Genomic DNA, 24,685 nt, shown 5'->3' on the forward strand with positions numbered 1-24,685 from the left:
GAGGAGATTATTTTGACAGTAGAATGGATTGCAGGACGCAAATATGAAGAAATTTTATATGAAACATTCAATGGTATTGCCAAAATTACCATTAACCGACCACATGTACATAATGCATTTACACCGAGAACAGTTTCTGAATTAATTGACGCATTTGCCTATGCGCGTGATGATGCAAGTATTGGGGTTATTGTCTTAACAGGTGCTGGAGATAAAGCATTTTGTTCAGGTGGAGACCAAAGTGTACGCGGACATGGAGGATATGTGGGGGAAGATCAGATTCCTCGTCTAAATGTTCTTGACCTTCAGCGTCTAATACGTGTGATTCCAAAACCTGTAATCGCAATGGTAAAAGGATATGCGATTGGCGGAGGACATGTTCTTCACGTCGTTTGTGACCTAACGATTGCTGCTGATAATGCTGTGTTTGGACAAACTGGACCAAAGGTTGGAAGTTTTGATGCCGGCTATGGCTCTGGTTACCTTGCTAGAATCATTGGTCATAAAAAAGCTCGCGAAATTTGGTATTTATGCCGTCAATATAATGCCCAAGAAGCACTTGATATGGGCTTGGTTAATACCGTTGTCCCACTTGAGAAAGTAGAAGAAGAAACAATTCAATGGTGTAATGAAATTCTTGAGAAAAGTCCAACAGCCCTGCGCTTCTTAAAAGCCGCTATGAATGCAGATACAGACGGCTTGGCTGGTCTACAACAATTTGCTGGGGATGCAACCTTGCTTTACTACACAACTGATGAAGCAAAAGAAGGGCGCGATTCCTTTAAAGAAAAACGTAAGCCTGACTTTGGGAAATTCCCGCGTTTTCCTTGATCGTTAGTTTACAACAGCTTGATGGATGATTTCCATCAGGCTGTTTTTCGTAGGAAAGTAAGTAAGGCACTAGTTAGTCAGATGAAGAAAGGTGAACCGTTATGCAGAACGAAATGATGCCTAATTTTTTGAAGAAAAGAGCGTTTCTAACCCCTGCACGAACTGCTATCTATTTCCAGGAAGAAGTGGTAACTTTTAAAGAACTTTATCAACGATCTTATCAGGCCGCTGGGAAACTACAAGGATTAGGTGTTCAAAAAGACCACTATGTTGGTCTATTATTAAAAAACAATATTGATACAGTTGTCATATTATTTGCCCTTCAGTTATTAGGAGTTAGATCCGTGATACTGAATAACCGCCTCTCTCCATCGGAACTTTCCTGGCAGCTTAACGATTCAAAGGCGGTATCATTCATTCTTGATAATTCTTTTTTTGAAACAAAAACTTTCATAAATAACCAAATCCCTGCGCTGAAAACCATAACAATAGACGAGATATTTTCAAGCGCCACACACGAGCCGACTATTCTTGAAGAGATATCGCTTGGCGATATATGTACCATTATGTATACATCAGGGACTACAGGTAATCCCAAAGGGGTCATCCAAACCTATGGTAATCACTGGTGGAGTTCGGTAGGTTCAGCCTTAAATTTAGGCTTTATCGACGGGGATTGCTGGCTCTGTAATGTTCCACTATTTCATATTAGCGGATTTTCCATTTTAATGCGCAGTGTCATTTATGGCATGCCAATAGTTCTTCATGACCATTTTGATGTGGAAAGGACAATTGCTGATATCAATGACAAGAGGGTGACGATTATGTCTGTTGTTGGAACCACGTTGACAAGAATCGTTGAAGCTCTTCAAGAACGCCGCCTTCCCAAACAATTCCGCTGTATGCTTCTTGGAGGGGGACCCGCACCATTCCCATTACTTCAAGCATGTGTTGAAAAAGAGATCCCTGTATTCCAAACTTATGGCATGACTGAATCTTCTTCACAAATTGTTACCCTTGCACCAGAATACAGTTTGACTAGGTTGGGTTCGGCGGGGAAACCATTGTTTCCATCGCAAATTCAAATTATAACTGAGGATGGAAATGCAGCTCTACCGGGTATTCCTGGTGAAATTGTCATTAAAGGTCCCAATGTTACTCCAGGCTATTTATTTCGTCCGGATGTTACAAAAGAGAAGCTTAGGAATGGTTGGTTTCATTCCGGTGATATTGGTTACCTAGACGATGAGGGATTCCTATTTGTTCTCGACCGGCGTTCAGACTTAATCATTTCAGGGGGAGAAAATATTTATCCCGCAGAAATAGAGGCTGCATTACTGTCACACCCTAATGTGAGCGAGGCAGGTGTGACACATACAGAGGATGCGAAGTGGGGACAGATACCGGTAGCATTTATTGTGACAAGAAGTGGAGCGAACCTTTCAGGTGAAGAACTTAAACAATTTTGCCAACAGAAATTGGCCAAATATAAAGTGCCAAAAGCATTTTATTTTACGAAGGAACTGCCGAGAAATGCCTCCAAGAAACTACTTCGCAGGGAGCTCCGTGAATGGGTGAAGGAGGGCTTACCCGTTGATTAAGATAACCTCCATCGAAATAAATGTCATTGAAATGCCGTTAAAAGATCCGTTTCTGACCCATTTAGGCGCAGTAAAGGTTCGTGAAGGGATAATCATTAAAATAACCAATTCAGATGGTGTTTCAGGCTTTGGTGAAGGTGTTGCTTTTTCGACTCCTTGGTATACGGAAGAAACAGTTAAAACATCTTTACATATGTTAACTGATTTTCTAGTTCCACTTCTTCAAAAGAATCCAATCGACCATCCTGCACAATCATCTCAGCTTTTTAGTTCATTACGAAGGAACAATATGGCAAAAGCTGCGTTAGAAACGGCTTTATGGGATTTATATGCTAAGAGTACTTCGCAGCCATTGTCAAAAACCCTTGGAGGTACCCGTTCGGTTGTGGCTTCAGGTGTCGTGGTGGCGACAGATTCTACTACAAAGGCGCTCCGACAGATTGAGCAATATCTTCAGGAAGGGTATCAGCGCATTAAAGTAAAAATTAATCCAAAACTAGACTATTCTTTCCTATCTGACATTCGCCGTGAGTATCCTGACTTGGCAATCATGGCAGATGCGAACTCTGCCTACACAATAGCTGATATGGATCGAATTAAAGCACTCGATGACTTCAATTTAATGATGATTGAGCAGCCCCTAAGCAATGATGATATCTTGGAACATGCGTTGCTTCAAAAGGAAATCAAAACACCGATTTGCTTAGATGAAAGTATTTGCAGTTTTGATGATGCCCGAAAAGCAATTGAGTTCGGAAGTTGCAAAGTGATAAATATTAAAGTGGGCAGGGTGGGTGGTTTGAATGAAGCGAAACATATTCATGACTATTGCTTTGAAAAGGGGATACCCGTCTGGTGCGGGGGAATGATTGAATTCGGTATATCACGGGCCCATAATATTTCACTTGCCTCCTTGCCAGGCTTTTCAATCCCAGGGGATATTTCTGCATCTAATCGCTTTTGGGAAGAGGACATCATAACTCCTGAAGTTAACGTTCAAAACGGTTCTGTAGCCGTACCATCGAGTCCTGGGATCGGTTTTGAGATTAACGAGAAACGACTTCAGCAAGTCTTGCAATGGAAGGATATCATAACTTTTTAGTGATGAAGGATGTTAATAAAAAATGAACCAGTTAAGGAACTGGTTCATTTTTTTATCGATTTAGTTGTTTAAAGCTGTTTTTAATGATTCAAGATTTTGATTCATTAACGAAAAATAGGTTTCTTTGTTTTTAATATTGTCTTTTGATAAAATAGCAAGGTTATGAATAGGTAATGCTTTGGCTCCAATTTCTTTTTGAACGATGTTTCCAAGTTTCGATTGGACATTTTGTTCGAATAGCATATAGTGTAATCCTTCACCCTCCGCAAGGGTAATGATTTTTTCTAACTCTTTTTGCGTTGGTTCATTGGCAGTCGAAAGTCCTGATATACTAATTTGTTCAATTCCATATCGTTTTTCCCAATATCCAAACGCTGCATGTGTAACGATGATCTTTTTATGTTTTGCCTTTGTAATTGTCTGTTCAAAATTCGTATTAAGTTCATCTAACTTGAGGGAAAGTTGTTGGAAATTTTTATTAAATAGATCTTTGTGCTCCGGCATCTGTTTAATTAATGCATCCCGGATGACAGCAGCCATATCCTTAGAGTAAATGGGGTCAAGCCATACATGTGGATTGACATCTGCATCATGATGCTCTTCCCCCTCATCATGTGTATCGGTTGATTTTGGGAGATTAATGTCCTCTGCAGTAGGTACTAGTTTAACATGCTCATTTTTCAATGTTTCTTTTGAATTTTCTACAAACCCTTCAAGCCCCAGCCCGATGTAGAAAAATAAGTCTGAATCAGCTAACCTCATCATATCCTTTTGGGAAGGTTCGAATGTATGTTCATCGGCCCCAGGTGGATAAATCGTGTTAACATTTACATATTTTCCACCTATTTGCGAAGTAAAGTATTGAAGTGGAAATACAGTGGTATAAATGGTTAACTGGTCCTTATTTTTTTGTACTTGTTCTTTACCATTTGAACACGCAGACATCAGTAGGCTTAATGGTAATAGAATAGATAGGAAAAGGATGATTTTTTTCATAGGAACTCCTTCATATGTTTATAAATCGGATTTATTACGATTTATTATCGAAAATTTTTTGAATTCTGAAAAATAATAACTACATAATACGGAACGATTCCGATTTCCATAAGTATCTTACAAAATATTTTCCTTAAAAGCAAGTATAAAATTTTGTCTAACTATCAAAAATTAGGTATGCTTAGAAAGAAACAAAGGAAGGGTGGTTATCTTGAATAACTCAAAATTGCTGAGTGAGATTCTAGACTTTAATGAAAAGTTTGTGGAAAACCATGAATATGAAAGGTATGAAACAACCAAATATCCGAATAAAAAAATGGTCATCCTAACATGTATGGATACTAGGCTGCTCGAACTATTACCCAAAGCATTAAACTTGGGTAATGGTGATGCGAAATTAATTAAAGACGCCGGGGGACTGCTCTCACACCCATTTGGCAGTGTGATGAGAAGTATATTAATTGCCCTGTATCAATTAAAGGCTCAAGAGGTTTTGGTGATTGCTCATTATGATTGCGGGATGAGCGGGTTAAAGGCAGAACCAGTGCTTGAAAGTATGAAAGCACGTGGAATATCCCAAGAAACGATTGATACGCTTACGTACTCCGGAATTGATATAAAAAATTGGCTGCATGGGTTTGATAGTGTAACCGAAAGTGTAGAACACAGCGTAGAAATTATTAAAAATCATCCGTTAATGCCGAAGGATGTTCCTGTGCATGGTTTAGTTATTGACCCTAAAACAGGAAAACTGGATCTTATTGTGGATGGTTATCAAAATTAATGTGAATCCTTTTCGGGAACTGGATCCAACCCTCCCGGATGAAACGGATGACATTTCGATATTCTTTTGAGCGTAAGCCAGCCGCCTTTTAAGGCACCAAACCGTTGAATGGCTTCTACCCCATAATGAGAGCATGTCGGATAAAAGCGGCAGGTGGGTGGTTTTAACGGTGAGATAGCAACTTGATAAAAACGAATAATCGCAAGGAAAAATTTTTTTACCATTTGGAACACTCCTTTATTACAATTATCTACAACATACCATAATTTAATAGGAACGTCTAAATTGTTAAATAAATGTAAGTAGATGAAAAAACTCGGAATTTATTGTATGATACTAGTAGATAAAAAAAGGAGTGATATCGATGCCTTCAGTTGAAAGCTTTGATTTAGACCATAACGCGGTTAAAGCCCCTTATGTGAGACATTGTGGTGTTCACAAAGTTGGTAGTGACGGTGTTGTTAATAAATATGATATTCGTTTTTGCCAGCCCAATAAACAGGCGATGAAACCAGATGTGATTCATACATTAGAGCACTTGCTTGCTTTTAATCTTCGTAAGCATTCTGAGAAGTATGACCACTTTGATATTATTGATATTTCACCAATGGGCTGCCAAACAGGTTACTACCTAGTCGTTAGCGGTGAACCTACTGTGGAAGAAATCATTGATCTTATGGAAGATACAATGAAAGATGCCCTTGAAATTATTGAAATTCCAGCTGCGAATGAAAGACAATGTGGTCAAGCAAAACTACATGACCTAGAAGGTGCCAAGCGTTTAATGCGTTTCTGGCTCGAGCAAAGCAAAGAAGACCTCAAGCAAGTTTTTGCATGATGATTTAAAAAAATTCCTATTCGATGTGAATAGGAATTTTTTTAAGCTTTGTTTTCATCCTGATTTTTTTCCTGTTCAAGATGCGGGTTATTTTCTAATGGATCGACCGTATGTTTATAAGTATAGGCTTTAGAAGTGGTGCCCACGGCTAGAAATAGAACTACGAACACAATAATAATACAAATTACGGCTACTACATACATGTGTATAGGCTACCTCCTTTTTTCCTCTATTGTATCATGATTTGATGTTTTATTGAGAAAAGAAAAAGGGAAGCCCTCTGTTTTGGCTTCCGTTTCTACACTATTATGTATAATCAATGAATATTTCGAGGATGATAAGTATTCGTGCGATGCTGGCCGTACTCTTCTTGGGCAAATTTACCTTTTAAACTTTCAATTAAATAAATGCCCATTAGATTATATAATTCCTGTTTATCCATGTCTTGGATTAACGCTAGTAAATCCTCATGTGACATTTCTTCTAAAAAGGCAAATGCCAGCATATCGATATCCTCTTCGTCACCGGTTAACTTATTACGGTACATTTCATACAATTCATCGACTAATTTCATTCAGTACACCTCCTTGTTATATTCTTTTCCCTTTTAAGTATAAAATAATTCTAACTTCCGTTTTTGTAAATTGACAGAAAAATCTGTTTCTTATGTTGTATGTTTATTATATCGTATTCATTTCTAAAAAATGAATCGAAATTTGGCAGAGAATAAATTTTTTCTATTTGCAAATTACTAAAGAGTAAAAGGGGATGACATAATGGATGAGCAAAAGAAAACCTATTATATTGATGTAGGGAGCGGTGAAATTTCGCAAAGTGCTACAAGTTCAACATGGAGTTATAAAATTCAGGCAAGTGATGAAGAAATTACGCAACTCCGTGAATTATTTAATCAAAATTATTCGACCGAATGGAAGAACTTCTTTCGAGCCCACGTACCATATGTCGAGTATCATTACGATCGTGAAAACGATGCTTACGATAGTACACTCCAACAAGTGTATGGAATGTTGCATAAGCTGGGTGATGAAGAAGCAAAAAGCCACATTGAAAGCATGAATATTTTACCAAGGTAAAATAAATATTTTACCAAGGTAAAAAAATTTATTTTTAAAAAGTATTTTATAAGAAAAATCCTTCCTTTAGGATTTTTCTTTTTTTGATTATAATAAGAGCAACAAATATTGAGGCGGAATTTAGAATGATACATTTTTTAGATGCAAATGGGAATAAAGTTGAACTGTCTTTTAGTCCAAATTCTTTTCAAGAGAAGGCCAAACATGTGTTGGTTATCTGCCAACATGGAGATGAATGGTTGTTGACCAACCATAAACAAAGAGGCCTTGAATTTCCAGGAGGTAAGATGGAATCAGGTGAAACCCTTGAAGAGGCAGCGCAACGAGAAGCTTTTGAGGAGACTGGCGCAATATTAACTGAGCTTATATTTTTGGCTGAGTATAAAATTTTCGATCCAGAGAAGTCCTTTGTGAAAACGGTCTTTTGGGGGAAGGTAAAAAGGATAGAAAAAACGTCTGGTTATTACGAAACCGATGGTCCAGTACTTGTTCAGGGGGATATATTAACTCAACGTTTTGGGGAAACATACAGTTTTATTATGAAAGACCAGGTTGTTGAGCAATGTGTGAAACACATCCAAAGGATAAAAGAACAAAAAGAATAGCAGAAAGTACTTATAACCAATCCGCTATTCCTTGATAAGTTTTTTCTCTAATAATTCAACGAGCTGATACATAATAGTGGCAAATACGGCAATAATCATGAGTGATAAGAAAACGAGGGTAAAATTAAAAACTTGGAAGCCATAGATAATCATATAGCCAAGCCCTCTCGAGGATACAAGGAATTCCCCAACAATTACACCGACCCATGATAAGCCGACATTGACCTTTAAGGTAGATATTATCGTCGGAAAACTAGCAGGGAGGATTGCTTCCTTGAAGCATTGTAAACGGCTAGCTCCGAAAGTTTGAAGCACTTTTAGATAATTTGGATCTACCTCTTTGAATGAGGTGTAAACAACGATCGTGGTAATGATGACGGAGATAATCGCACCCATGGCAATAATCGATGGATATCCTGGACCAAGCGCCACAATCAATATCGGCCCTAAAGCTACTTTTGGCATAGCATTTAATATGACAAGATACGGATCAAGCACTTTTGAAATCATTGGTGACCACCAAAGGATTGCCGCTAAAATGGTACCAAGCAGTGTGCCCAGAATAAATCCTAGTACAGTTTCGGTGAGGGTGACCCCAATATGGTTAACTAAAGTTCCATCGTTAATCTTTTCCAAAAATAAGTTCCAAATTTTTGATGGAGAACTGAAAAGAAGCGGGTCAATCCACTGTTTTTGACTAGAAAATTCCCAGCTTGCGAAAAAGATGATAAAAATAATCGCTTGATAAAATCTAACCCAACGTTTTTCCACTATCAACGATTGAATATAGTTTCTATGGAGGAGTTCCAGCTTATTCTTTTTCTCGCTCAAGTGACTCCAACTCCTTCCATATGGTTTGAAAGATGCTTGAAAATGCTTCATGATTTCTAGCTTCAAACGGGGAGATCTTTCTTAGTTCATCGGGCATCGTAAATGTTTTATAAATCCTGCCTGGACTTGGAGAAAGTAAATAGACCCGATCACTCATGGCAATCGCTTCACCAATATCATGTGTCACAAGAATGGCGGTTTTGCCAAATTCATCTAATGTGCGCGAGACTAGGTCCTCCAGTTTCAATTTAGTTTGATAATCGAGAGCAGAAAAGGGCTCATCAAGCATAAGCAGCTTTGGTTCTGTGGCAAGGGTACGGACGAGCGCTACCCGCTGCCTCATCCCCCCTGATAACTGCCTAGGCATTTGTTTTTCCACACCGGTTAATCCGATTTGCTCTAACAGGCTCATGGCCTTCGCTCTTGTTTGGTCATTCAACTGCTTCGATAATTTCAGTCCTAACAGAATATTCTCTTCAATCGTTTTCCATGGAAACAAATAATCCTGCTGGAGCATGTAACCGATTTGGTTTTTGGTGGTTGTTACAGGCTTATTCTCTAATAAGACCGTACCTTGGGTAGGTTTAAGCAAACTAGAGATAATGGAGAGCAGAGTCGTCTTACCACAGCCGCTAGGGCCAAGAAGGGAGACAAACTCCCCCTCCTCAACGGTTAATGAAATATCGGAGAGGGCCGTGGCAGCCGAGGCTTTGGTAAAATAGGTATGATGAATATTTTGGACGGACAAAAAATTCATGGAGACGGCCTCCCTTTCCTTTATTCGTTAATAATTTTTTCAGCTATCTTTGTGTTTACAAGTGTTTGATGATCTACTTCTTTTGGAAGTTCTCCCGCCTCATTCATGATGTTTTGAAGATTCTCCCATTCGGCTTGGTCGAGAACTGGATCTGTGGCAAAGGAACCTTGACTTTTATAGCGATCCACAACGGTGGTCATAATAGCTAGGTCTGTGTCCGGGAAAAATGATTCGACTGCTTTGGCAATTTCTTCGGCACTGTGTGATTCTACCCACTTTTGTGCTTTGTAAATTGCCCTAGTAAACTTTTCAATTGTTTCTTTATTTTTGTTCATATAGCTCTCCTTGGACATAAACGTGGTATAGGGAACATGGCCAGATTCTTTCCCAAAGGAAGCGACTATATGACCTTTGCCTTCTTTTTCAAAAATACTTGCTGTTGGTTCAAATAATTGCACAAATTCGCCAGTTCCTGAGGCAAAAGCATTGGCAATATTAGCAAAATCAATGTTCTGGATTAAGTTCAAATCTTTATGTGGATCAATGCCATGCTTCTTTAAAACAAACTCGCCAACCATTTGCGGCATGCCGCCTTTACGTTGACCTAAGAAGGTTTTTCCTTTTAAGAGATCCCATGAGAAATTATCTATTTTTTCTCTAGAAACGAGGAATGTACCATCTGTCTGTGTTAATTGGGCAAAATTAATGACCGGGTCATTTGCGCCTTGCGCGTATACATAAATTGAGGTTTCCGATCCAACCAGAGCAACGTCAGCTCCTCCGGAAATTAATGTAGTCATGGTTTTGTCGCCGCCTGGCGTTGTTGTTAGTGTCACATCTAAACCTTCAGCCTTAAAAAATCCCTTTGCTATGGCAACATACTGCGGGGCATAGAAGATGGACCTAGTAACTTCAGCGATTCGAACCTTTTCAAGTTTCTTGGTTTCATTCTTTGTGGTGCTATTACAAGCCACTAGTGAGAACATAAGTATAGTGATGAGCAGAAAGGAGAAACTGAATTTTAATGATTTTTTCATGAAGCAAGCCTCCTTATATTTCATAAAAAATCTGGGCTAATTGCCTAAGATATCGTATGAACGGGAGAAAAATGTGTGAATGCCAAAGTGTTATAATTTGATAAAAAGAGGGAAGTTGTGCAGATGAACCAAAACAATGAAGGGAAAATCGTTGAGATCATGCGGTTTCCTTCTCCAAATCCATCTGTTGAATTAAAGGTCATCACCTACCTTTCCAATGGATTAAGAGTCAAAGGAATGTTGGCAGAACCAATAGGGGAAGGTGAGTATGATGGATTCCTTTATTTACGGGGAGGCATCAAAAATGTGGGCAAAGTTCGACCCGCACGGATTGCTCAATTTGCCGCTGAAGGTTTCATTGTTTTTGCGCCTTATTATCGTGGCAATCAGGGCGGAGAGGGCAATGAGGACTTCGCCGGAAACGATCGGGAAGATGCATTTGCGGCCTTTTGGCTGTTAAAATCTTTGCCGAGGGTTCTTAACGTACATATTTTTGGGTTCTCGCGTGGTGGAGTCATGGCACTCTTGACTGGGATCGAATTCCCTGAAACCGCGTCTGTAGTTACCTGGGGAGGAGTCAGTGATATGTCCCTTACCTATATGGAACGGAAGGATTTACGAAGAATGATGAAACGTGTGATTGGAGGGACCCCACAGAAATATCCGGAACGTTATCAAGACAGAACCCCAATCTATTCCTTAGAAAAACTGACCGCTCCAGTCCTAATTATCCATGGTGTAAATGACGGTAATGTCTCAGTGGAGCATGCCTATCGCCTGGAAAGAAGGCTGAGAGAATTAGAAAAGCCAGTCGATTGCTGGTATTTTGATGAGTTTACACATTACTTCCCTCCTGAAGTAAATAGAAAAGTCGTTTCAGATCTATCAAAGTGGATGAAAAGTCAACGTAAAAGATGTTAATATAAAGGTAAAACAAGCAGAGGAGCGGATCAAAGATATGGGTATGCCTCTTGAGTTAAATACGATGATTGTGACAAAAGGAAGAGAGATACGAGTAGAGGAAAATGTCTTCACATTAGAAAAAGAAGGGTATAGACTTTATCCCATTGAGATTCCGATTGATGTAAGAAAAACAATGGATAGTGATTCAAGTGGTACAGCAATCATTAAAAAAGTTGAGCTGCAGAATAACAGCACGACCATCACATACCAATTAATCTCATTAAATTCAACGAACTAAGCAGGGTTTTGCCACCTGCTTTTTCTTTTTGAAAAAAATATGATTAATGTGTAATAAACTTTCGATACATTCGTCTTATTAATAGATTTATTAGGATTAAGGTTTTTGGGAAGGGGGATTGGATTGGAGCGCGGCCATCAAATAGAGAAATGGTTTATTCAATATGAGCAGGATGTTACCAATTATCTAGTTTATTATACAGGCTCGGTGGATGTAGATGATTTGGTCCAGGAGACTTTTTTACGGGCATTAAAAGCCTTAAGTCAATTTAAAAATGATTCAAGCCCGAAAACATGGCTGATATCAATTGCAAGAAATACAGCAATAGACTTTTACCGGAAGAAATCTGTTTGGAACAGACTTAAACAGATTTTAGATTATGAATCCCCTAAGCTTCATGAACAAGATACAGGGGAAAAAATTGTTAGGAAAATGGAATATGCCTATTTGTATGAAGCAATTAATGAATTAAAGCCCACCTATCGTGATGTAATTTTATTAAGAGGTATTGCAGAACTTTCATCCCAAGAAGCAGGTCAAGTCCTTGGCTGGACGGAGAATAAAGTGAATGTTACTTTTTTTCGGGCAGTGAAAAAACTAAATGAACGCTTAAAAGGGGGGGAGTATTTTGAGTCAATTGAAGGATAAAGAATTACTGGAAATGATGGCTGATTTTCCAAAGCATGAGTTAACTGCAAAGCAGAGAAACGCTTTTCTTAAAACAATTCGTGAGGAAAGCACTCGGAAACAAAGCAGGCGATTTAATTTTCAAAGACTAGCGGCATTAGCAGCTCTATTTATGTTGGCGATAATTGCTCCAATCCTTTATTTTACAAGCCATGGTGAAGATTTAAGCAATTCGGGATCTGTAAAGACAGAAGTTGTAAAAAAGGGCGAGTTTTTTGCTTTAATGGATAAGAGTGGCACACCATATTATCCAGATAGCAATTTTGGAATACCAAACAAGGTTAGCCTGCTTGCTCCACTGGAGTGGATAGCGAAGGATCAAAGGAGTGTTTCAAAAATATCAGTCTATTTATGGGGTGACTATGAAAAGGATTTTGCCAACAAACCTTTAAACATAACGGCAACCCATGTAAAAACAGGAGTCAAAGAACATCTTGCAACAGCCGTAATATCAGGGGGGATGTATGGGGCAGATGGTCATGCAATGACAAGTTTTAAACCATTTCCTTTTTCCGGAAAATATAATCTTGAATTTATGGCCGGCAATAAAAAGGTCGGTGAATTTTCAATTTATGTTATGGAGCCTTATATCAAGATAGGTGATTCCACTCTAATGATTTCCCAAGAGGTTTTATACGCAGGTTTCTATGAAGATGCTGCAATTGAGGTAGAGGGGGAAAACCTTCCACCTGAAATTGAATTAGAGATATTTGACTTAGAAAATGCAGAAGAATCCACCTTTACCTTTAAAGATAAGACCGATTATATCACTACCGATGGAAAAAAGATTTCTATTTACAAGGGAGATTTCCAACTGAAAAAAAGCGGCAAATATCGGTTTACTTTATTAAATAAATCAGAAGCGGTAGAAGTAAGAAAGCCCATATCGAATTGATATGGGCTTTGAAAAAATAGGGCGCTTTTCGCTTACGCGAGAGGTCCGCCTTTTTGTTCAATTTCTTCTGAGACATTTGTGAATTTCTTGAAGTTTTCTCGGAACTGTGCTGCTAATTCTTCTGCCTTCTTCTCATAAGCAAACGGATCAGACCATGTTTTACTAGGTTGAAGAACTTCATCTGGTACTCCCGCAATATGAAGAGGAATATTTAAGCCGAAAATTTTATCCTTGGTTGTTTCTACATGATTTAGTTCCCCTTCAAGCGCCGCCTGGATCATAGCACGGGTATAGGAAAGTTTCATCCGATTCCCCACCCCATATTCACCGCCGGTCCAGCCTGTATTCACAAGAAATACATTCGCATTGTGCTCAAGAATCTTTTCACCTAACATTTCGGCGTATCGAGTTGCAGGCAACGGCAAGAATGGTGCACCAAAGCAGGTAGAGAAGGTAGCTTGTGGTGAGGTAATTCCACGCTCTGTTCCAGCTAGTTTTGAAGTATAACCACTTAAAAAATGATACATTGCTTGTTCCTTAGTGAGTTTTGAAATAGGAGGCAATACACCAAAAGCGTCAGCCGTCAAGAAAATGATAGTGTTTGGATGTCCAGCAATACTTGGTTGAACAATATTATCAATCGCATGAATTGGATAAGCAGCACGTGTATTTTCTGTTAATGTGCCATCATCATAATCAGGGATTCTGGATTCTTGATTCAAGGTAACATTTTCTAATACCGTTCCAAAGCGGATCGCATCAAAAATTTGCGGCTCTTTCTCACGAGAAAGATTAATACATTTTGCATAGCAGCCTCCCTCGATATTGAAGACACCGTTGGATGACCAGCCGTGCTCATCATCACCAATTAATCGACGATTTGGATCCGCGGATAAAGTGGTTTTTCCAGTACCAGATAAGCCGAAAAATAATGCAACATCGCCTTCAAGACCAACATTGGCAGAACAATGCATGGAAAAAATATTATTTTCCGGAAGCAGATAGTTCATGACTGAGAAAATAGATTTCTTCATTTCGCCTGCATATTCTGTTCCACCGATTAGAACAATTCTTTTCTCAAATGATACAATAATAAAGGCCTCCGAATTTGTGCCATCAATTGCCGGATTTGCCTTGAAATTAGGGACAGAAATAACAGTGAAACCAGCATCATGTTCAAGCAGCTCTTCTTCTGTCGGGCGAATAAATAACTGGTGTACAAATAAATTTTGCCATGCTAATTCATTGATAACCCTGATAGGTAAACGCGATTTTTTATCGGCACCAGCAAAGCCTTTAAAAACAAAGATTTCATCTTTCTGTTGTAAATAATTAATGACCTTTTGATAAAGCTTTGTGAAAACCGGCTCGGAAATTGGTTGATTGGTCGTGCCCCATTCAATTTTATTTTTCGTTGAATCTTCTACAACAATGAATTTATCTTGTGGAGATCGGCCAGTATATTTACCAGTAGCGACACTAATTGCCCCAGTAGAAGTTAGTCCCCCTTCATGACGGGTTAAGACTTTTTCAACTAACTGTGGAACAGATAATTGTACATGAACATGACTTTCATTCAACAATTGATTTAATTCATTAGGAGTATCAACAGAATTCATTAATGAGACCTTCCTTTGTCTAAGTTTTATGTTGTTAATAATACAAAAAGTATAACACATTAGTTGAAATAATGTATCCTATTAATCTGAATTTATATATTTTAAAACTTTAAATGAAGATATAAAAAAATTTTATAAAAGGTTAATGACTTACACCGTATTTTTCCCATTTTTTGAGGAAGATATTTCTAAAAAATACATTGACATTGTTACCCAGTATGATATTATTCTAAGTTGAACGGATACTCTCTTATCCTGAGCTGGTGGAGGGACAGGCCCAATGAAACCCAGCAACCTGCAGTATGAAAAGATGAACCACTTTAAAAGGTCCTTTTCAAATGCGAAGGTGCTAATCTGACGCAAGGCTAATGCCTTGAACGATAAGAGCGAAAGGCCGAAAACAACCTTTCCTCTATGGTAAGGTTTTTTGTTTTTTTATAAGTCCTTTTATGAAATGAGTCTCTAATAAAAATCCTTTGTTTATTACATACTAAGGGAATGAGTACCGTATCAAATTCTCGAGGTTTAAGAAGTATACCTGTAACCTTCGAAAAAAATCCTCGTGATCTCATAATAAAGGAGGAATTCAGATGTCAAGAAACGCGCGTTTGTTCACTTCTGAATCAGTTACTGAGGGTCATCCAGATAAAATCTGTGACCAAATTTCTGATTCCATTTTAGATGCTATTTTAGCAAAGGATGCTAATGCTCGTGTTGCGGCTGAAACTTCAGTAACAACTGGATTAGTGTTAGTGGCAGGGGAAATCACAACATCTACATATGTGGATATTCCAAAAATCGTTCGTGAAACGATTAAAGGGATAGGATATGATCGTGCGAAATATGGATTTGACTCCGAGACATGTGCCGTTTTAACATCTATTGATGAACAGTCTCCAGACATTGCGATGGGTGTTGACCAAGCTTTGGAGGCTCGTGAAGGTCAAATGTCTGATGAGCAAATTGAAGCAATTGGAGCAGGAGATCAAGGGTTAATGTTTGGTTTTGCATGTAATGAAACGAAAGAGCTTATGCCGCTTCCAATCTCACTTGCACACAAGCTTGCTCGTAAATTAACAGAAGTTCGGAAAGATAATGTCCTTGAATACCTTCGACCAGACGGAAAAACCCAGGTAACGGTGGAATATGATGAGAATGATAAACCGGTACGGATTGATACCATTGTTATTTCTACTCAACATAACCCAGAAGTAACGTTAGAGCAAATTCAACGTAACTTGAAGGAATATGTCATTAACCCTGTCGTACCAAAAGAGCTTATCGATGAAAACACTAAATATTTTATTAATCCAACCGGACGTTTCGTTATTGGCGGCCCTCAAGGGGATGCAGGTTTAACAGGCCGTAAAATTATCGTTGATACGTATGGTGGTTATGCTCGTCATGGCGGCGGTGCTTTCTCAGGTAAGGATCCGACAAAAGTGGACCGTTCCGCTGCATATGCCGCTCGTTATGTAGCTAAAAATATTGTCGCTGCTGGTCTTGCTGAAAAATGTGAAGTTCAACTGGCCTATGCGATTGGTGTAGCACGACCGGTTTCCATCGCTGTGGATACGTTTGGTACTGGTAAAGTAAACGAAGATATTCTAGTGGACCTGGTGAGTGAAAACTTTGACCTCCGTCCTGCTGGAATCATCAACATGCTGGACCTACGTCGTCCAATCTACAAACAAACAGCAGCCTATGGTCACTTTGGCCGTACAGATATTGACCTGCCTTGGGAGCGTACGGATAAAGTAGAAGCATTACGAGCGCAAGCAAATATTTAAATAGAAAGAGGGGGTTACATATGACATGTAACTCCCGTTTTTATTTGTACGTCTAATTACCTGCACATTTAATCGGTATTTGACTAAAATGAAATGTTTATACAGGTCAAAAGAAGTAAAAAATGGGGATAGTAAATTTACCTATTGTTCACAGTGCATTTTTTCAAAAAAAAGTGGTAGTATTAGAGAGTATGTTTTTTGGATTAAATCCTTTATTTAGGGATATTTAGAAGAGGTGAGGTACATAATGTGTGGCTTTATAGGTTGTGTACACGATACAACACAAAACTATAGTGAAGTACAAAAACAACAATTTAAAAATATGAACGATATTATCACTCATCGTGGTCCAGATGATGATGGTTTTTATTATGATGATCATATTCAATTTGGATTCCGACGTTTAAGTATCATTGATATTGAGAGCGGTCATCAACCGTTAACCTATGAAAATGAACGCTACTGGATTATCTTTAACGGTGAAGTTTATAACTATGTTGAGCTGCGTGAAGAACTATTAGCTGAGGGTTTAACGTTTGCAACAAGTTCTGATACAGAGGTTATTATTGCTCTTTACAGCCATTTAAAGGAAAAGGCCGTTGAAAAACTGCGTGGAATGTTCTCTTTCGTTATCTGGGATAAACAAGAGCAAAGTCTTTATGGGGCACGTGATCCTTTTGGAATTAAACCGTTCTTTTATTTTGAAGATGGTGACAGAACGTTTTTTGCGTCTGAGAAAAAGAGTATTTTGTTGGGTCTTGAAAATGATGTGCTCAATTATGATTCATTGCAGCATTATTTAACCTATCAATTTGTTCCAGAACCAAACACTTTATCTGATGGAATAAAGAAATTAGAACCAGGTCATTATTTTACAAAAAAAATTGGCTCACCAATGGAAATTAAAAGATATTGGAAGGCACATTTCAAACCGGTTCAAAAAGCGGAGCCTGATTTTATAAAAGAAATTAAAGATGTCCTCTTTGATTCAGTCAAAATGCATATGCGCAGTGATGTTCCAGTAGGTTCATTCTTATCAGGCGGGATTGATTCTTCCATCATTGCGTCCATTGCTAAAGAATTTCACCCTGCCATTAAAACCTTCTCTGTTGGCTTTGAGCATGATGGTTTCAGTGAAATTGATGTCGCAAAAGAGACAGCTGAGAAACTTGGCGTTGAAAATATCAGTTATGTGATTTCCCCTCAGGAATACATGGATGAAATTCCAAAAATCATGTGGCATATGGATGACCCGCTTGCCGATCCTGCTTGCGTTCCGTTATATTTTGTTGCTCGTGAGGCAAGAAAGCACGTAACCGTTGTTCTGTCTGGTGAAGGGGCGGATGAATTATTTGGCGGCTACAATATTTATCGTGAACCGCAATCATTAGAGGTATTTAATAAAATCCCTAGAGCAGGAAAAGTGCTTTTAAAAGGGATTGCAGGCATGATGCCTGAAGGAATGAGAGGAAAAAGCTTTATTGAACGTGGTGTAACGCCAATGGAGGATCGTTATATCGGTAATGCAAAAATGTTTTTGGAAGAAGAGAAACGCGAACTATTAAATGTCTACCGTGAAGGATTAGATTATAAGGATATTACGAAGCCTCTTTACTCCGAATCGCGGGGCTACGATCCGGTTGATCGGATGCAGTATATTGATATTCATACTTGGATGCGCGGTGATATTTTATTGAAGGCGGATAGAGTGACCATGGCTCATTCATTAGAATTACGTGTGCCATTCCTCGATAAAGCGGTTTTCGAAGTGGCGTCAAAAATCCCAACTAGCCTGAAAACAGCTCATGGAACGACTAAATATATCTTGCGTAAAGCCGCTGAAGGCATCGTGCCTGCCCATGTGCTAGATCGTAAGAAACTAGGTTTCCCTGTTCCAATCCGTCACTGGTTGAAGAATGAAATGAACGATTGGGCCAAAAAAATCATCCGTGAAAGCAACACCGATCATTTGATCAATAAAACCTATGTGCTTCAATTGCTTGAAGATCATAGCCAAGGCAAAGCAGATAACAGCAGGAAAATCTGGACTGTGCTGATGTTTATGGTTTGGCATCAAGTGTATGTGGAAGATGTCTATTCATTTCAACGGGACTATTCTTTAGAAAAAGCATTGCAATCATCGAAAAATTAATGAATAAAAGCACCCAAGTGTTCTTGGGTGCTTTTATTTAATGATAAGAAAGTATAAGTTTTTGAACTTAGATTACTGTCTAGCTCCAGCACCCTAGCGGCTAGTGTCCTTCGCTCTCCTCCCTACGATAAGTCAAGCACGAATGCGCTATCGCTCTTCGTGATTCCTTTATCTCAGTTGGAGCGCTCCACAAGGAAGGCTTCGGCAGCATAAGCATCGCACGAAGAAAGAGCGTTAGCTCTTTCGAGGAGGCCATACGCCGCTGACCAGGGCGCTTGCGCTTTATTATTATGGTTGAATGGACTTATAATATTGTCCCTTTTCTGCATATTCTCTAGAGATTCTTACCATATCTTGAATGTCTTCAGGTGTTAATTCTCTAATAACTTTTGCGGGTCTGCCAAATGCTAAGGTATTAGGCGGGATCTTTTTCCCTTGGGGAACCAGACTGCCAGCACCAATAAATGCACCTTCACCAATTTCAGCATTATCAAGGATAATCGATCCCATTCCGATGAGTGCTTTTTTTCTAATGATGCAACTGTGTAAAATTACCTGGTGTCCAATAGTCACTTCATCCTCTAAAATTAGCGGGTTATTGGGACTTTGGTGTAATATAGAATTATCTTGGATATTTACTTTCTTACCGATGATGGTTGGGGCGACATCCCCTCTAATGACAGTATTAAACCAGACACTTGATTCATCGCCAATTACAACATCACCAGTAATTGTCACATAGTCGGCAATAAAAGCATTATCCGCTATGTGAGGATACTTATCTTTATAAGGATAGATCATTTTTCTCGCTCCTTTTCCATGATGATATTATTTTAGCGGAAGTAGGAGGCATTTAAAAATAATTCGTCTTTTTTAAATTAGTGAAGTTTTGTGCATTGGAATTCATTCACTAATTGGTTAAAACTACTCTAGGGAGGAATTTTATGTGGAAGTGGGAAGCAGAAGGGGAAGCCAAGGCAGTAATTGTGATGGTCCATGGTGCGATGGAGCATCACCGCCGTTATGGCTGGCTAATCGAAATGTGGCGTTCTGCCGGATTTCATGTGATTATGGCAGACCTTCCGGGCCAGGGGATGACAACAAGGGCAAACCGCGGTCATATTCATTCCTTCGATGATTATATCTTTGAAGTAAAGGATTGGATTCAGGCAGCCTACCGCTATAATTTACCAGTTTTCTTACTTGGTCACAGTATGGGAGGATTAATTTCAATCCGGCTCTTACAGGAAGAGAAGCTGAATGTCGCTGGAGTGATTCTTTCATCGCCGTGTTTAGGGTTAGTTCATACCCCATCTAAAATTCTAGATATCCTATCGCATGGTCTGAATGTGGTTTTTCCTTCACTTCGGATCAATTCTGGATTATCGGTCCAAATGGCAACAAGAAACGAAGAGGTCCGTGAAGCGGATTCAAATGATACCCTTTATGTAACCAAGGTATCGGTTCGATGGTATCGGGAATTAGTAAGTGCCATGAAAGAGGCCTTTCAGGCGCTTGAAAAAACACAAGACATCCCCATGCTAGTCATGCAAGCGGGCGATGACAAAATAGTCAATAAAAGTACCGTAAAAGAGTGGTTCAATCATGTACCACTTTCGGAAAAAAGATTTAAGGAATGGCCGAAATGCTACCATGAGATTTTTAATGAACCGGAGCGCGAAGTGGTATTTGAATACGCAAAGGATTTTGTTTATAGTCAATTAAAAGCAATCGGTTATATTGTTTAGAAAGGTTGTCGGTTTTAATGAGGCCAATCACCCTTATGTCGAGGGTATACAGCAAAATACTTCCAGCAGTACACAAAGAATTGGCTTATTGGAAAAGCCGTGCCGAAAAAATCCCAAACGACGAACTGAGGACTCAGGCCCTTGCAAGTATCAATCATAAAACGTTCCATTGCGAGGGTGGTGCTATCCTTGCACTAACCGCAAAAGGGGATTATCAAAAAGCGATAAAATTTATCGTTGCTTATCAAACAATTAGTGATTATTTGGATAATCTTTGTGACCGTTCTACCTCACTGGACCCTGAGGATTTTGCAGCGCTCCATGAATCCATGGCAGATGCACTCGTCCTTAAGGCAGAGAAGAAAAATTATTACCGGCTCCGTGAAGACCAGGACGATGATAATTATTTAAATGATTTATCGGAAACCTGCCGCTCTGTCCTAAGAGATCTTAAGAATTATGAAGGAATTAAAGATTATTTGCTTGAGCTATGCCAATACTATTGTGAACTGCAAATTCATAAACATGTCATCCATGAGGAACGGGTCCCACGTCTTGAAAAATGGTTTCAAAAGAACCAACCTCACTTACCTGATATGGAATGGTATGAATTTTCAGCTTGTTCGGGTTCTACCTTAGGGATTTTTTGCCTTGTGTCCTATGCACATCGTAATGATTTTCAGTTGAGTGATGCGGATAATATTCGAAATGGATACTTTCCATATATTCAGGGCTTACATATTCTTTTAGATTATTTTATTGATCAAGAAGAAGACCTTATTGGGGGAGATTTAAACTTTTGTACTTATTATCGTAATGAGGAAATCCTTTTTCAACGCTTGAATCATTTTATGATTGAAGCAGATCGGCACACGGAATTTCTCCCTCACAAAAATTTTCATCGCTTGATTAATCGTGGTCTGCTGGGTATTTATTTATCCGATGCCAAGGTTCGCAAACAGAAAAACGTGCGAAAATTAGCCAAAGGTATGATTAAAACGGGCGGTTGGATTAGCTATTTCTTCTATTTCAATGGTCTTGCCTACCGTTCAGTGCAAAAATCAGTCCCAGCTTTTGTTACAAGGTTAATTTCAAAATAAAACCAGGCGCTTAGGCCTGGTTTTTATATTTTCTCGATTGCAATGATAAAAGCTGGACTATTTTGTTGATTGATAAATTGGTATTGGAGCACATGGGCTGTTTTTTGGTCAATTTTTTGGCAATAATCAAGCAGGGAATCACGTTCTTCAGCCCCTCCTTTGTGGCCATGATAAATAACGAGAACGATGATTCCTTCGGGAGCAATCATTTCCAGTAGTTGTTGCAGAGCATTAATCGTTGTTTCAGGTTGAGTAACTATCGTTTTATCACTGCCAGGCAAATATCCCAAGTTGAAAATTGCACCAGTTACTTTACCTTGATAGTTGTTAGGAATTAATTGGGATAGCTGTTCGTGCCCAGAGTGAAACAGTGTAACTCGCTCAGACAGGCTTTGATTAATCAAACGTTCCTTGCTTGCGGCAATCGCTTTCTCTTGAATATCAAACCCAAATACGTGACCGGAGGCACCAACAAGTTCTGCTAAGAAAACTGTATCATAGCCATTTCCAACTGTCGCATCAATCACAACATCGCCAGGTTGTACCGCTTTTTTAAGTAGATTTTTCGCAAACGGAAGAACCTTGTCTATTTTCATAAATACTTCACCAATTGACCTTGATAAAATTTCCCCTGCCAGCTGTCTCGTTTTTTCAGTTCCGCATCAATGGCATTTAAGACTTCCCACTTGTTCACACTCCACATCGGCCCAACCATTAAATCAATGGGACCATCTCCTGTTATCCGATGAACAATCATCTCGGGTGGTAAAATCTCTAATTGGTCACATACTAACTTTACATAGTCATCTTGGGACATAAACTCGAGCATTCCTTTTTCATATTGCTTGACCATGGGCGTTCCTTTTAACAAATGGAGCAAATGAATTTTTATTCCTTGAACATCTAATTTGGCTACTTCATGAGCAGTTTCCATCATCATGTCGTAGTTCTCAAGCGGTAATCCATTGATTATATGGGAGCAGATGCGAATCCCATGCTTTCTTAGCTTGTTTACCCCATCTTTATAACATTGAAAATCATGGGCACGATTGATGAGTGAGGCTGTCCGTTCGTGGACTGTCTGAAGACCAAGTTCAACCCATAAATAGGTTCGTTCATTCAGTTCCGCTAAATACTCGACCACATCATCTGGCAGACAATCAGGACGCGTGGCAATCGATAAACCCACGACGCCTTCCTGATCCAGAACGGATTCATATTTTTCACGAAGTACATCTACTGGTGCATGGGTATTTGTAAATGCCTGAAAGTAGGCCATGTATTTCCCATCTTTCCATTTTGTGTGCATTTTTTCTTTAATGTTATTGAATTGAGTTTCTAGGGATTCTACTCGATTACCGGCGAAATCTCCAGAACCTGACGCACTACAAAACGTACAGCCTCCGTGTGCGACAGTGCCATCCCGGTTCGGACAATCAAAGCCTCCATCAAGCGCGACTTTAAACACCTTATGACCAAATTCTTGGCGCAAGTGGTAATTCCAAGTATGGTAGCGTTTATCATCAGAAGCATATATAAAAGGTCTCATCTGAACCAATCAGAAAACCTCCTTATAAAAAATAAAAAGCGCATAACATCAATTTTATCATGTAGTGGCTAGCTTATCCAAATGTAATTATTTACGGAACTGGCTGGTAATAATTATTCAACTGTTTATGTTATAGGAAAGAAAATGGAGAACAAAATAAGAAATGAAGCATTATGCTTCTCACACGGGGCTTCCAGTTATTATAGAAAGGGGTTCTTAAATGGCTACTCGCGACTCTATGGACGAATTAATGCAACAGGTTGAGGACACAGTTCGCTTTGCCCAAGAACAATACAAACAAAGTAGTCTCCAAGAGCATTATAATGACGATGATTACACAAAGGCGCTGCAGCAGCTTGAAGATACTTATCAAGACATTGCTAAAATGGCACATAGTGCAAACTCGCAGCAACGGGAACAGCTCCATAGAATGAGACTCCAGCTGCAGCAGCTTCAGAATACCATGGTTCTAGAGGGGGAAAACCTTTGAAAAAGCGTTCTAAGCAACAAAATCCTGAACAGAAAACCCGAAATGGAATTAATAATCAAGATTTAGAGCTGGGGCAAGATTTCGATCTTGTTAAGCAAGCCAAGAAGAATTATGAAAAATCCGGTGGGCAGCCTGTAAAATCCAAATTCCACCAAGAAAAAGACCAATCTTCATAAAACAAGGAAGAATCCCTCAATTTTTTTCATTGAGGGGTTCTTTTTTTTATAAATAATTTTTCCGAAAATTTTTTATAAAAGTGCAAAAAATCACTTGGAATAACAATATTACATTAAAAACACCTTGAAAATAGAAGGAAACGCTTGTTCACAGGTCGGTAACAAGTAGTGATATATATGTGATGTGCGTCACAGTTTTGCCCTTTTATATCATGGTTTAAATAAGGTTGTAGACCACTCAGGATTACGATGCAGAAAAACTAAAAGAAAAAGAATGGGAGGTGAGGAAATGTTAAAAAGATTCCTTAAAATGGACAAAAAGTTTTTAATTGTGCTGGCGCTGCTGATTGGTGTGTTTTTATCTTTTTCCACTGTAAAAACAATGGCCTACTTGGATTCTCCTGGTTTTTGTCAAAACTGTCATACGATGAAATCCGTACATAAGTCTTTTATGGATTCAACTCACTCGGATTTACAGTGTAATGACTGCCATCTGCCTCATAAAAGTGAAGTGGGGAAATTATTTTTTAAAGGCCGCGCAGGGATGACACATATTTATTTCAATACACTCGGAACAAAGAAGATTCCGGATGTGATTGAAGCGACCGAACGAACTGAAAAAATTATGAATGACAACTGTATTTCTTGTCATAAAAGTACACTTAGCAATATATCGCATGATGCAAAGGAAAAATGTATTTCCTGTCACAAAACAGTACCACACGGGAAAGGCTTTAAAGATGATCGTTATAATAAGCCGCCTGTTTCAGGAGAGTTATTAGAAAATAAGGGAGGATTTTAG

29 protein-coding genes and 1 riboswitch are annotated in these 24,685 nt (G+C 38.9%); of the genes, 18 read left to right on the forward strand and 11 right to left on the reverse strand.

The annotated features are described in order from the left end of the window. Positions 1-12: 12 nt before the first annotated feature. The 3 genes from menB to menC all read left to right on the forward strand — a co-directional run bounded on the left by menB (position 13) and on the right by menC (position 3,534). Complete coding sequence (gene menB / locus M3610_RS14775) at positions 13-831, forward strand: 1,4-dihydroxy-2-naphthoyl-CoA synthase (RefSeq protein ID WP_098576401.1); 819 nt, start codon at positions 13-15, stop codon at positions 829-831. Positions 832-932: 101 nt separating this feature from the next. Further along, on the forward strand, positions 933-2,432 hold the full coding sequence (locus M3610_RS14780; RefSeq protein ID WP_251460103.1) for an o-succinylbenzoate--CoA ligase: 1,500 nt from the start codon (positions 933-935) through the stop codon (positions 2,430-2,432). Next, positions 2,428-3,534 carry an o-succinylbenzoate synthase gene (gene menC / locus M3610_RS14785; protein WP_251460421.1) on the forward strand — a complete coding sequence of 369 codons (1,107 nt, stop codon included), beginning with the start codon at positions 2,428-2,430 and terminating at the stop codon, positions 3,532-3,534. Before M3610_RS14780 ends, menC begins: the two co-directional genes overlap by 5 nt. A gap of 60 nt (positions 3,535-3,594) precedes the next feature. On the opposite strand, the gene M3610_RS14790 is transcribed toward menC, so the two are convergent. Beyond that, the gene (locus M3610_RS14790) at positions 3,595-4,530 is read right to left on the reverse strand and encodes a metal ABC transporter solute-binding protein, Zn/Mn family (RefSeq protein ID WP_251460105.1); all 936 of its coding nucleotides are present in this window, start codon (positions 4,528-4,530) and stop codon (positions 3,595-3,597) included. A 211-nt stretch (positions 4,531-4,741) separates the two neighbouring features. On the opposite strand from M3610_RS14790, the gene M3610_RS14795 reads away from it, so the two are divergent. Next, positions 4,742-5,314 carry a beta-class carbonic anhydrase gene (locus M3610_RS14795; protein ID WP_251460107.1) on the forward strand — a complete coding sequence of 191 codons (573 nt, stop codon included), beginning with the start codon at positions 4,742-4,744 and terminating at the stop codon, positions 5,312-5,314. Here M3610_RS14795 and yidD read toward each other — a convergent pair. After that, positions 5,311-5,538, reverse strand: coding sequence for a membrane protein insertion efficiency factor YidD (gene yidD, locus M3610_RS14800; RefSeq protein WP_098574596.1), 228 nt, complete (start codon positions 5,536-5,538; stop codon positions 5,311-5,313). The genes M3610_RS14795 and yidD overlap by 4 nt on opposite strands. Before the next feature lie 140 nt (positions 5,539-5,678). On the opposite strand from yidD, the gene M3610_RS14805 reads away from it, so the two are divergent. Continuing rightward, the gene (locus M3610_RS14805) at positions 5,679-6,152 is read left to right on the forward strand and encodes an S-ribosylhomocysteine lyase (RefSeq protein ID WP_026563228.1); all 474 of its coding nucleotides are present in this window, start codon (positions 5,679-5,681) and stop codon (positions 6,150-6,152) included. A gap of 41 nt (positions 6,153-6,193) precedes the next feature. Here M3610_RS14805 and ytzI read toward each other — a convergent pair whose 3' ends face one another. Continuing rightward, positions 6,194-6,355 (reverse strand): YtzI protein, encoded by a 162-nt coding sequence (gene ytzI / locus M3610_RS14810; RefSeq protein ID WP_098574595.1) that lies wholly within the window; start codon positions 6,353-6,355, stop codon positions 6,194-6,196. A gap of 113 nt (positions 6,356-6,468) precedes the next feature. Beyond that, complete coding sequence (locus M3610_RS14815) at positions 6,469-6,726, reverse strand: DUF6154 family protein (RefSeq protein WP_026563229.1); 258 nt, start codon at positions 6,724-6,726, stop codon at positions 6,469-6,471. A gap of 202 nt (positions 6,727-6,928) precedes the next feature. Here M3610_RS14815 and M3610_RS14820 point away from each other — a divergent pair, with 202 nt between their 5' ends. Together M3610_RS14820 and ytkD are read left to right on the forward strand one after the other, a co-directional pair. Further along, positions 6,929-7,246 carry a hydrolase gene (locus M3610_RS14820; protein WP_098574594.1) on the forward strand — a complete coding sequence of 106 codons (318 nt, stop codon included), beginning with the start codon at positions 6,929-6,931 and terminating at the stop codon, positions 7,244-7,246. Positions 7,247-7,329: 83 nt separating this feature from the next. After that, positions 7,330-7,851: an RNA deprotection pyrophosphohydrolase gene (gene ytkD / locus M3610_RS14825; protein ID WP_311315826.1), complete on the forward strand. Its 522-nt coding sequence runs from the start codon at positions 7,330-7,332 to the stop codon at positions 7,849-7,851. Positions 7,852-7,875: 24 nt separating this feature from the next. Here ytkD and M3610_RS14830 read toward each other — a convergent pair whose 3' ends face one another. The 3 genes from M3610_RS14830 to M3610_RS14840 are packed head-to-tail and all read right to left on the reverse strand — an operon-like array spanning position 7,876 to position 10,425. After that, positions 7,876-8,682, reverse strand: a complete 807-nt coding sequence (locus M3610_RS14830; RefSeq protein ID WP_251460109.1) for an ABC transporter permease — start codon at positions 8,680-8,682, stop codon at positions 7,876-7,878. Next, complete coding sequence (locus M3610_RS14835) at positions 8,663-9,439, reverse strand: ABC transporter ATP-binding protein (RefSeq protein ID WP_098574591.1); 777 nt, start codon at positions 9,437-9,439, stop codon at positions 8,663-8,665. The genes M3610_RS14830 and M3610_RS14835 overlap by 20 nt, the downstream gene beginning before the upstream one ends. Positions 9,440-9,459: 20 nt before the next feature. Further along, positions 9,460-10,425: an ABC transporter substrate-binding protein gene (locus M3610_RS14840; protein ID WP_396953652.1), complete on the reverse strand. Its 966-nt coding sequence runs from the start codon at positions 10,423-10,425 to the stop codon at positions 9,460-9,462. Positions 10,426-10,599: 174 nt separating this feature from the next. Here M3610_RS14840 and M3610_RS14845 point away from each other — a divergent pair, with 174 nt between their 5' ends. From M3610_RS14845 to M3610_RS14860, 4 genes are all read left to right on the forward strand, one after another. Then, entirely contained in the window at positions 10,600-11,397 is a 798-nt protein-coding gene (locus M3610_RS14845) for an alpha/beta hydrolase family protein (protein WP_251460113.1), read from the forward strand. Between the two features lie 37 nt (positions 11,398-11,434). Further along, a complete protein-coding gene (locus M3610_RS14850; protein ID WP_098574589.1) occupies positions 11,435-11,677 on the forward strand; it encodes a DUF2584 domain-containing protein in 243 nt (80 codons plus the stop codon). A 123-nt stretch (positions 11,678-11,800) separates the two neighbouring features. Continuing rightward, positions 11,801-12,325 (forward strand): RNA polymerase sigma factor, encoded by a 525-nt coding sequence (locus M3610_RS14855; RefSeq protein WP_251460115.1) that lies wholly within the window; start codon positions 11,801-11,803, stop codon positions 12,323-12,325. Beyond that, entirely contained in the window at positions 12,306-13,259 is a 954-nt protein-coding gene (locus M3610_RS14860; protein WP_251460116.1) for a hypothetical protein, read from the forward strand. The genes M3610_RS14855 and M3610_RS14860 overlap by 20 nt, the downstream gene beginning before the upstream one ends. A gap of 32 nt (positions 13,260-13,291) precedes the next feature. Here M3610_RS14860 and pckA read toward each other — a convergent pair whose 3' ends face one another. Next, a complete protein-coding gene (pckA, locus tag M3610_RS14865) occupies positions 13,292-14,878 on the reverse strand; it encodes a phosphoenolpyruvate carboxykinase (ATP) (RefSeq protein ID WP_251460118.1) in 1,587 nt (528 codons plus the stop codon). A gap of 247 nt (positions 14,879-15,125) precedes the next feature. Next, positions 15,126-15,265: riboswitch (SAM riboswitch) on the forward strand. A gap of 203 nt (positions 15,266-15,468) precedes the next feature. Between pckA and metK the strand changes: the two genes are divergently transcribed. Both metK and asnB read left to right on the forward strand, forming a co-directional pair. After that, entirely contained in the window at positions 15,469-16,668 is a 1,200-nt protein-coding gene (gene metK, locus M3610_RS14870) for a methionine adenosyltransferase (protein ID WP_251460120.1), read from the forward strand. Between the two features lie 247 nt (positions 16,669-16,915). Then, positions 16,916-18,820 (forward strand): asparagine synthase (glutamine-hydrolyzing), encoded by a 1,905-nt coding sequence (gene asnB / locus M3610_RS14875; protein WP_251460122.1) that lies wholly within the window; start codon positions 16,916-16,918, stop codon positions 18,818-18,820. Between the two features lie 288 nt (positions 18,821-19,108). Here the strand turns inward: asnB and M3610_RS14880 are convergent, their stop codons facing one another. Then, a complete protein-coding gene (locus M3610_RS14880; RefSeq protein WP_251460124.1) occupies positions 19,109-19,621 on the reverse strand; it encodes a gamma carbonic anhydrase in 513 nt (170 codons plus the stop codon). A 143-nt stretch (positions 19,622-19,764) separates the two neighbouring features. On the opposite strand from M3610_RS14880, the gene M3610_RS14885 reads away from it, so the two are divergent. Together M3610_RS14885 and M3610_RS14890 are read left to right on the forward strand one after the other, a co-directional pair. Continuing rightward, entirely contained in the window at positions 19,765-20,568 is an 804-nt protein-coding gene (locus tag M3610_RS14885; protein ID WP_251460126.1) for an alpha/beta hydrolase, read from the forward strand. A gap of 5 nt (positions 20,569-20,573) precedes the next feature. Beyond that, entirely contained in the window at positions 20,574-21,668 is a 1,095-nt protein-coding gene (locus M3610_RS14890) for a tetraprenyl-beta-curcumene synthase family protein (RefSeq protein WP_285851248.1), read from the forward strand. Positions 21,669-21,691: 23 nt separating this feature from the next. On the opposite strand, the gene mnmM is transcribed toward M3610_RS14890, so the two are convergent. Together mnmM and mnmL are read right to left on the reverse strand one after the other, a co-directional pair. Next, positions 21,692-22,264 (reverse strand): tRNA 5-(aminomethyl)-2-thiouridylate-methyltransferase MnmM, encoded by a 573-nt coding sequence (mnmM, locus tag M3610_RS14895; RefSeq protein ID WP_251460130.1) that lies wholly within the window; start codon positions 22,262-22,264, stop codon positions 21,692-21,694. Further along, a complete protein-coding gene (gene mnmL / locus M3610_RS14900; RefSeq protein ID WP_251460133.1) occupies positions 22,261-23,226 on the reverse strand; it encodes a tRNA modification radical SAM protein MnmL/YtqA in 966 nt (321 codons plus the stop codon). Before mnmL ends, mnmM begins: the two co-directional genes overlap by 4 nt. 211 nt (positions 23,227-23,437) lie before the next feature. Between mnmL and M3610_RS14905 the strand changes: the two genes are divergently transcribed. The 3 genes from M3610_RS14905 (at position 23,438) to M3610_RS14915 (ending at position 24,685) form a co-directional block, all read left to right on the forward strand. Next, positions 23,438-23,707 carry a YtzC family protein gene (locus tag M3610_RS14905; protein WP_098574578.1) on the forward strand — a complete coding sequence of 90 codons (270 nt, stop codon included), beginning with the start codon at positions 23,438-23,440 and terminating at the stop codon, positions 23,705-23,707. Beyond that, on the forward strand, positions 23,704-23,883 hold the full coding sequence (locus M3610_RS14910) for a glycogen biosynthesis protein GlgD (protein WP_251460135.1): 180 nt from the start codon (positions 23,704-23,706) through the stop codon (positions 23,881-23,883). The genes M3610_RS14905 and M3610_RS14910 overlap by 4 nt, the downstream gene beginning before the upstream one ends. A 289-nt stretch (positions 23,884-24,172) precedes the next feature. After that, entirely contained in the window at positions 24,173-24,685 is a 513-nt protein-coding gene (locus M3610_RS14915; RefSeq protein ID WP_251460137.1) for a NapC/NirT family cytochrome c, read from the forward strand.

It is taken from the genome of Neobacillus sp. MER 74 (assembly GCF_023714155.1).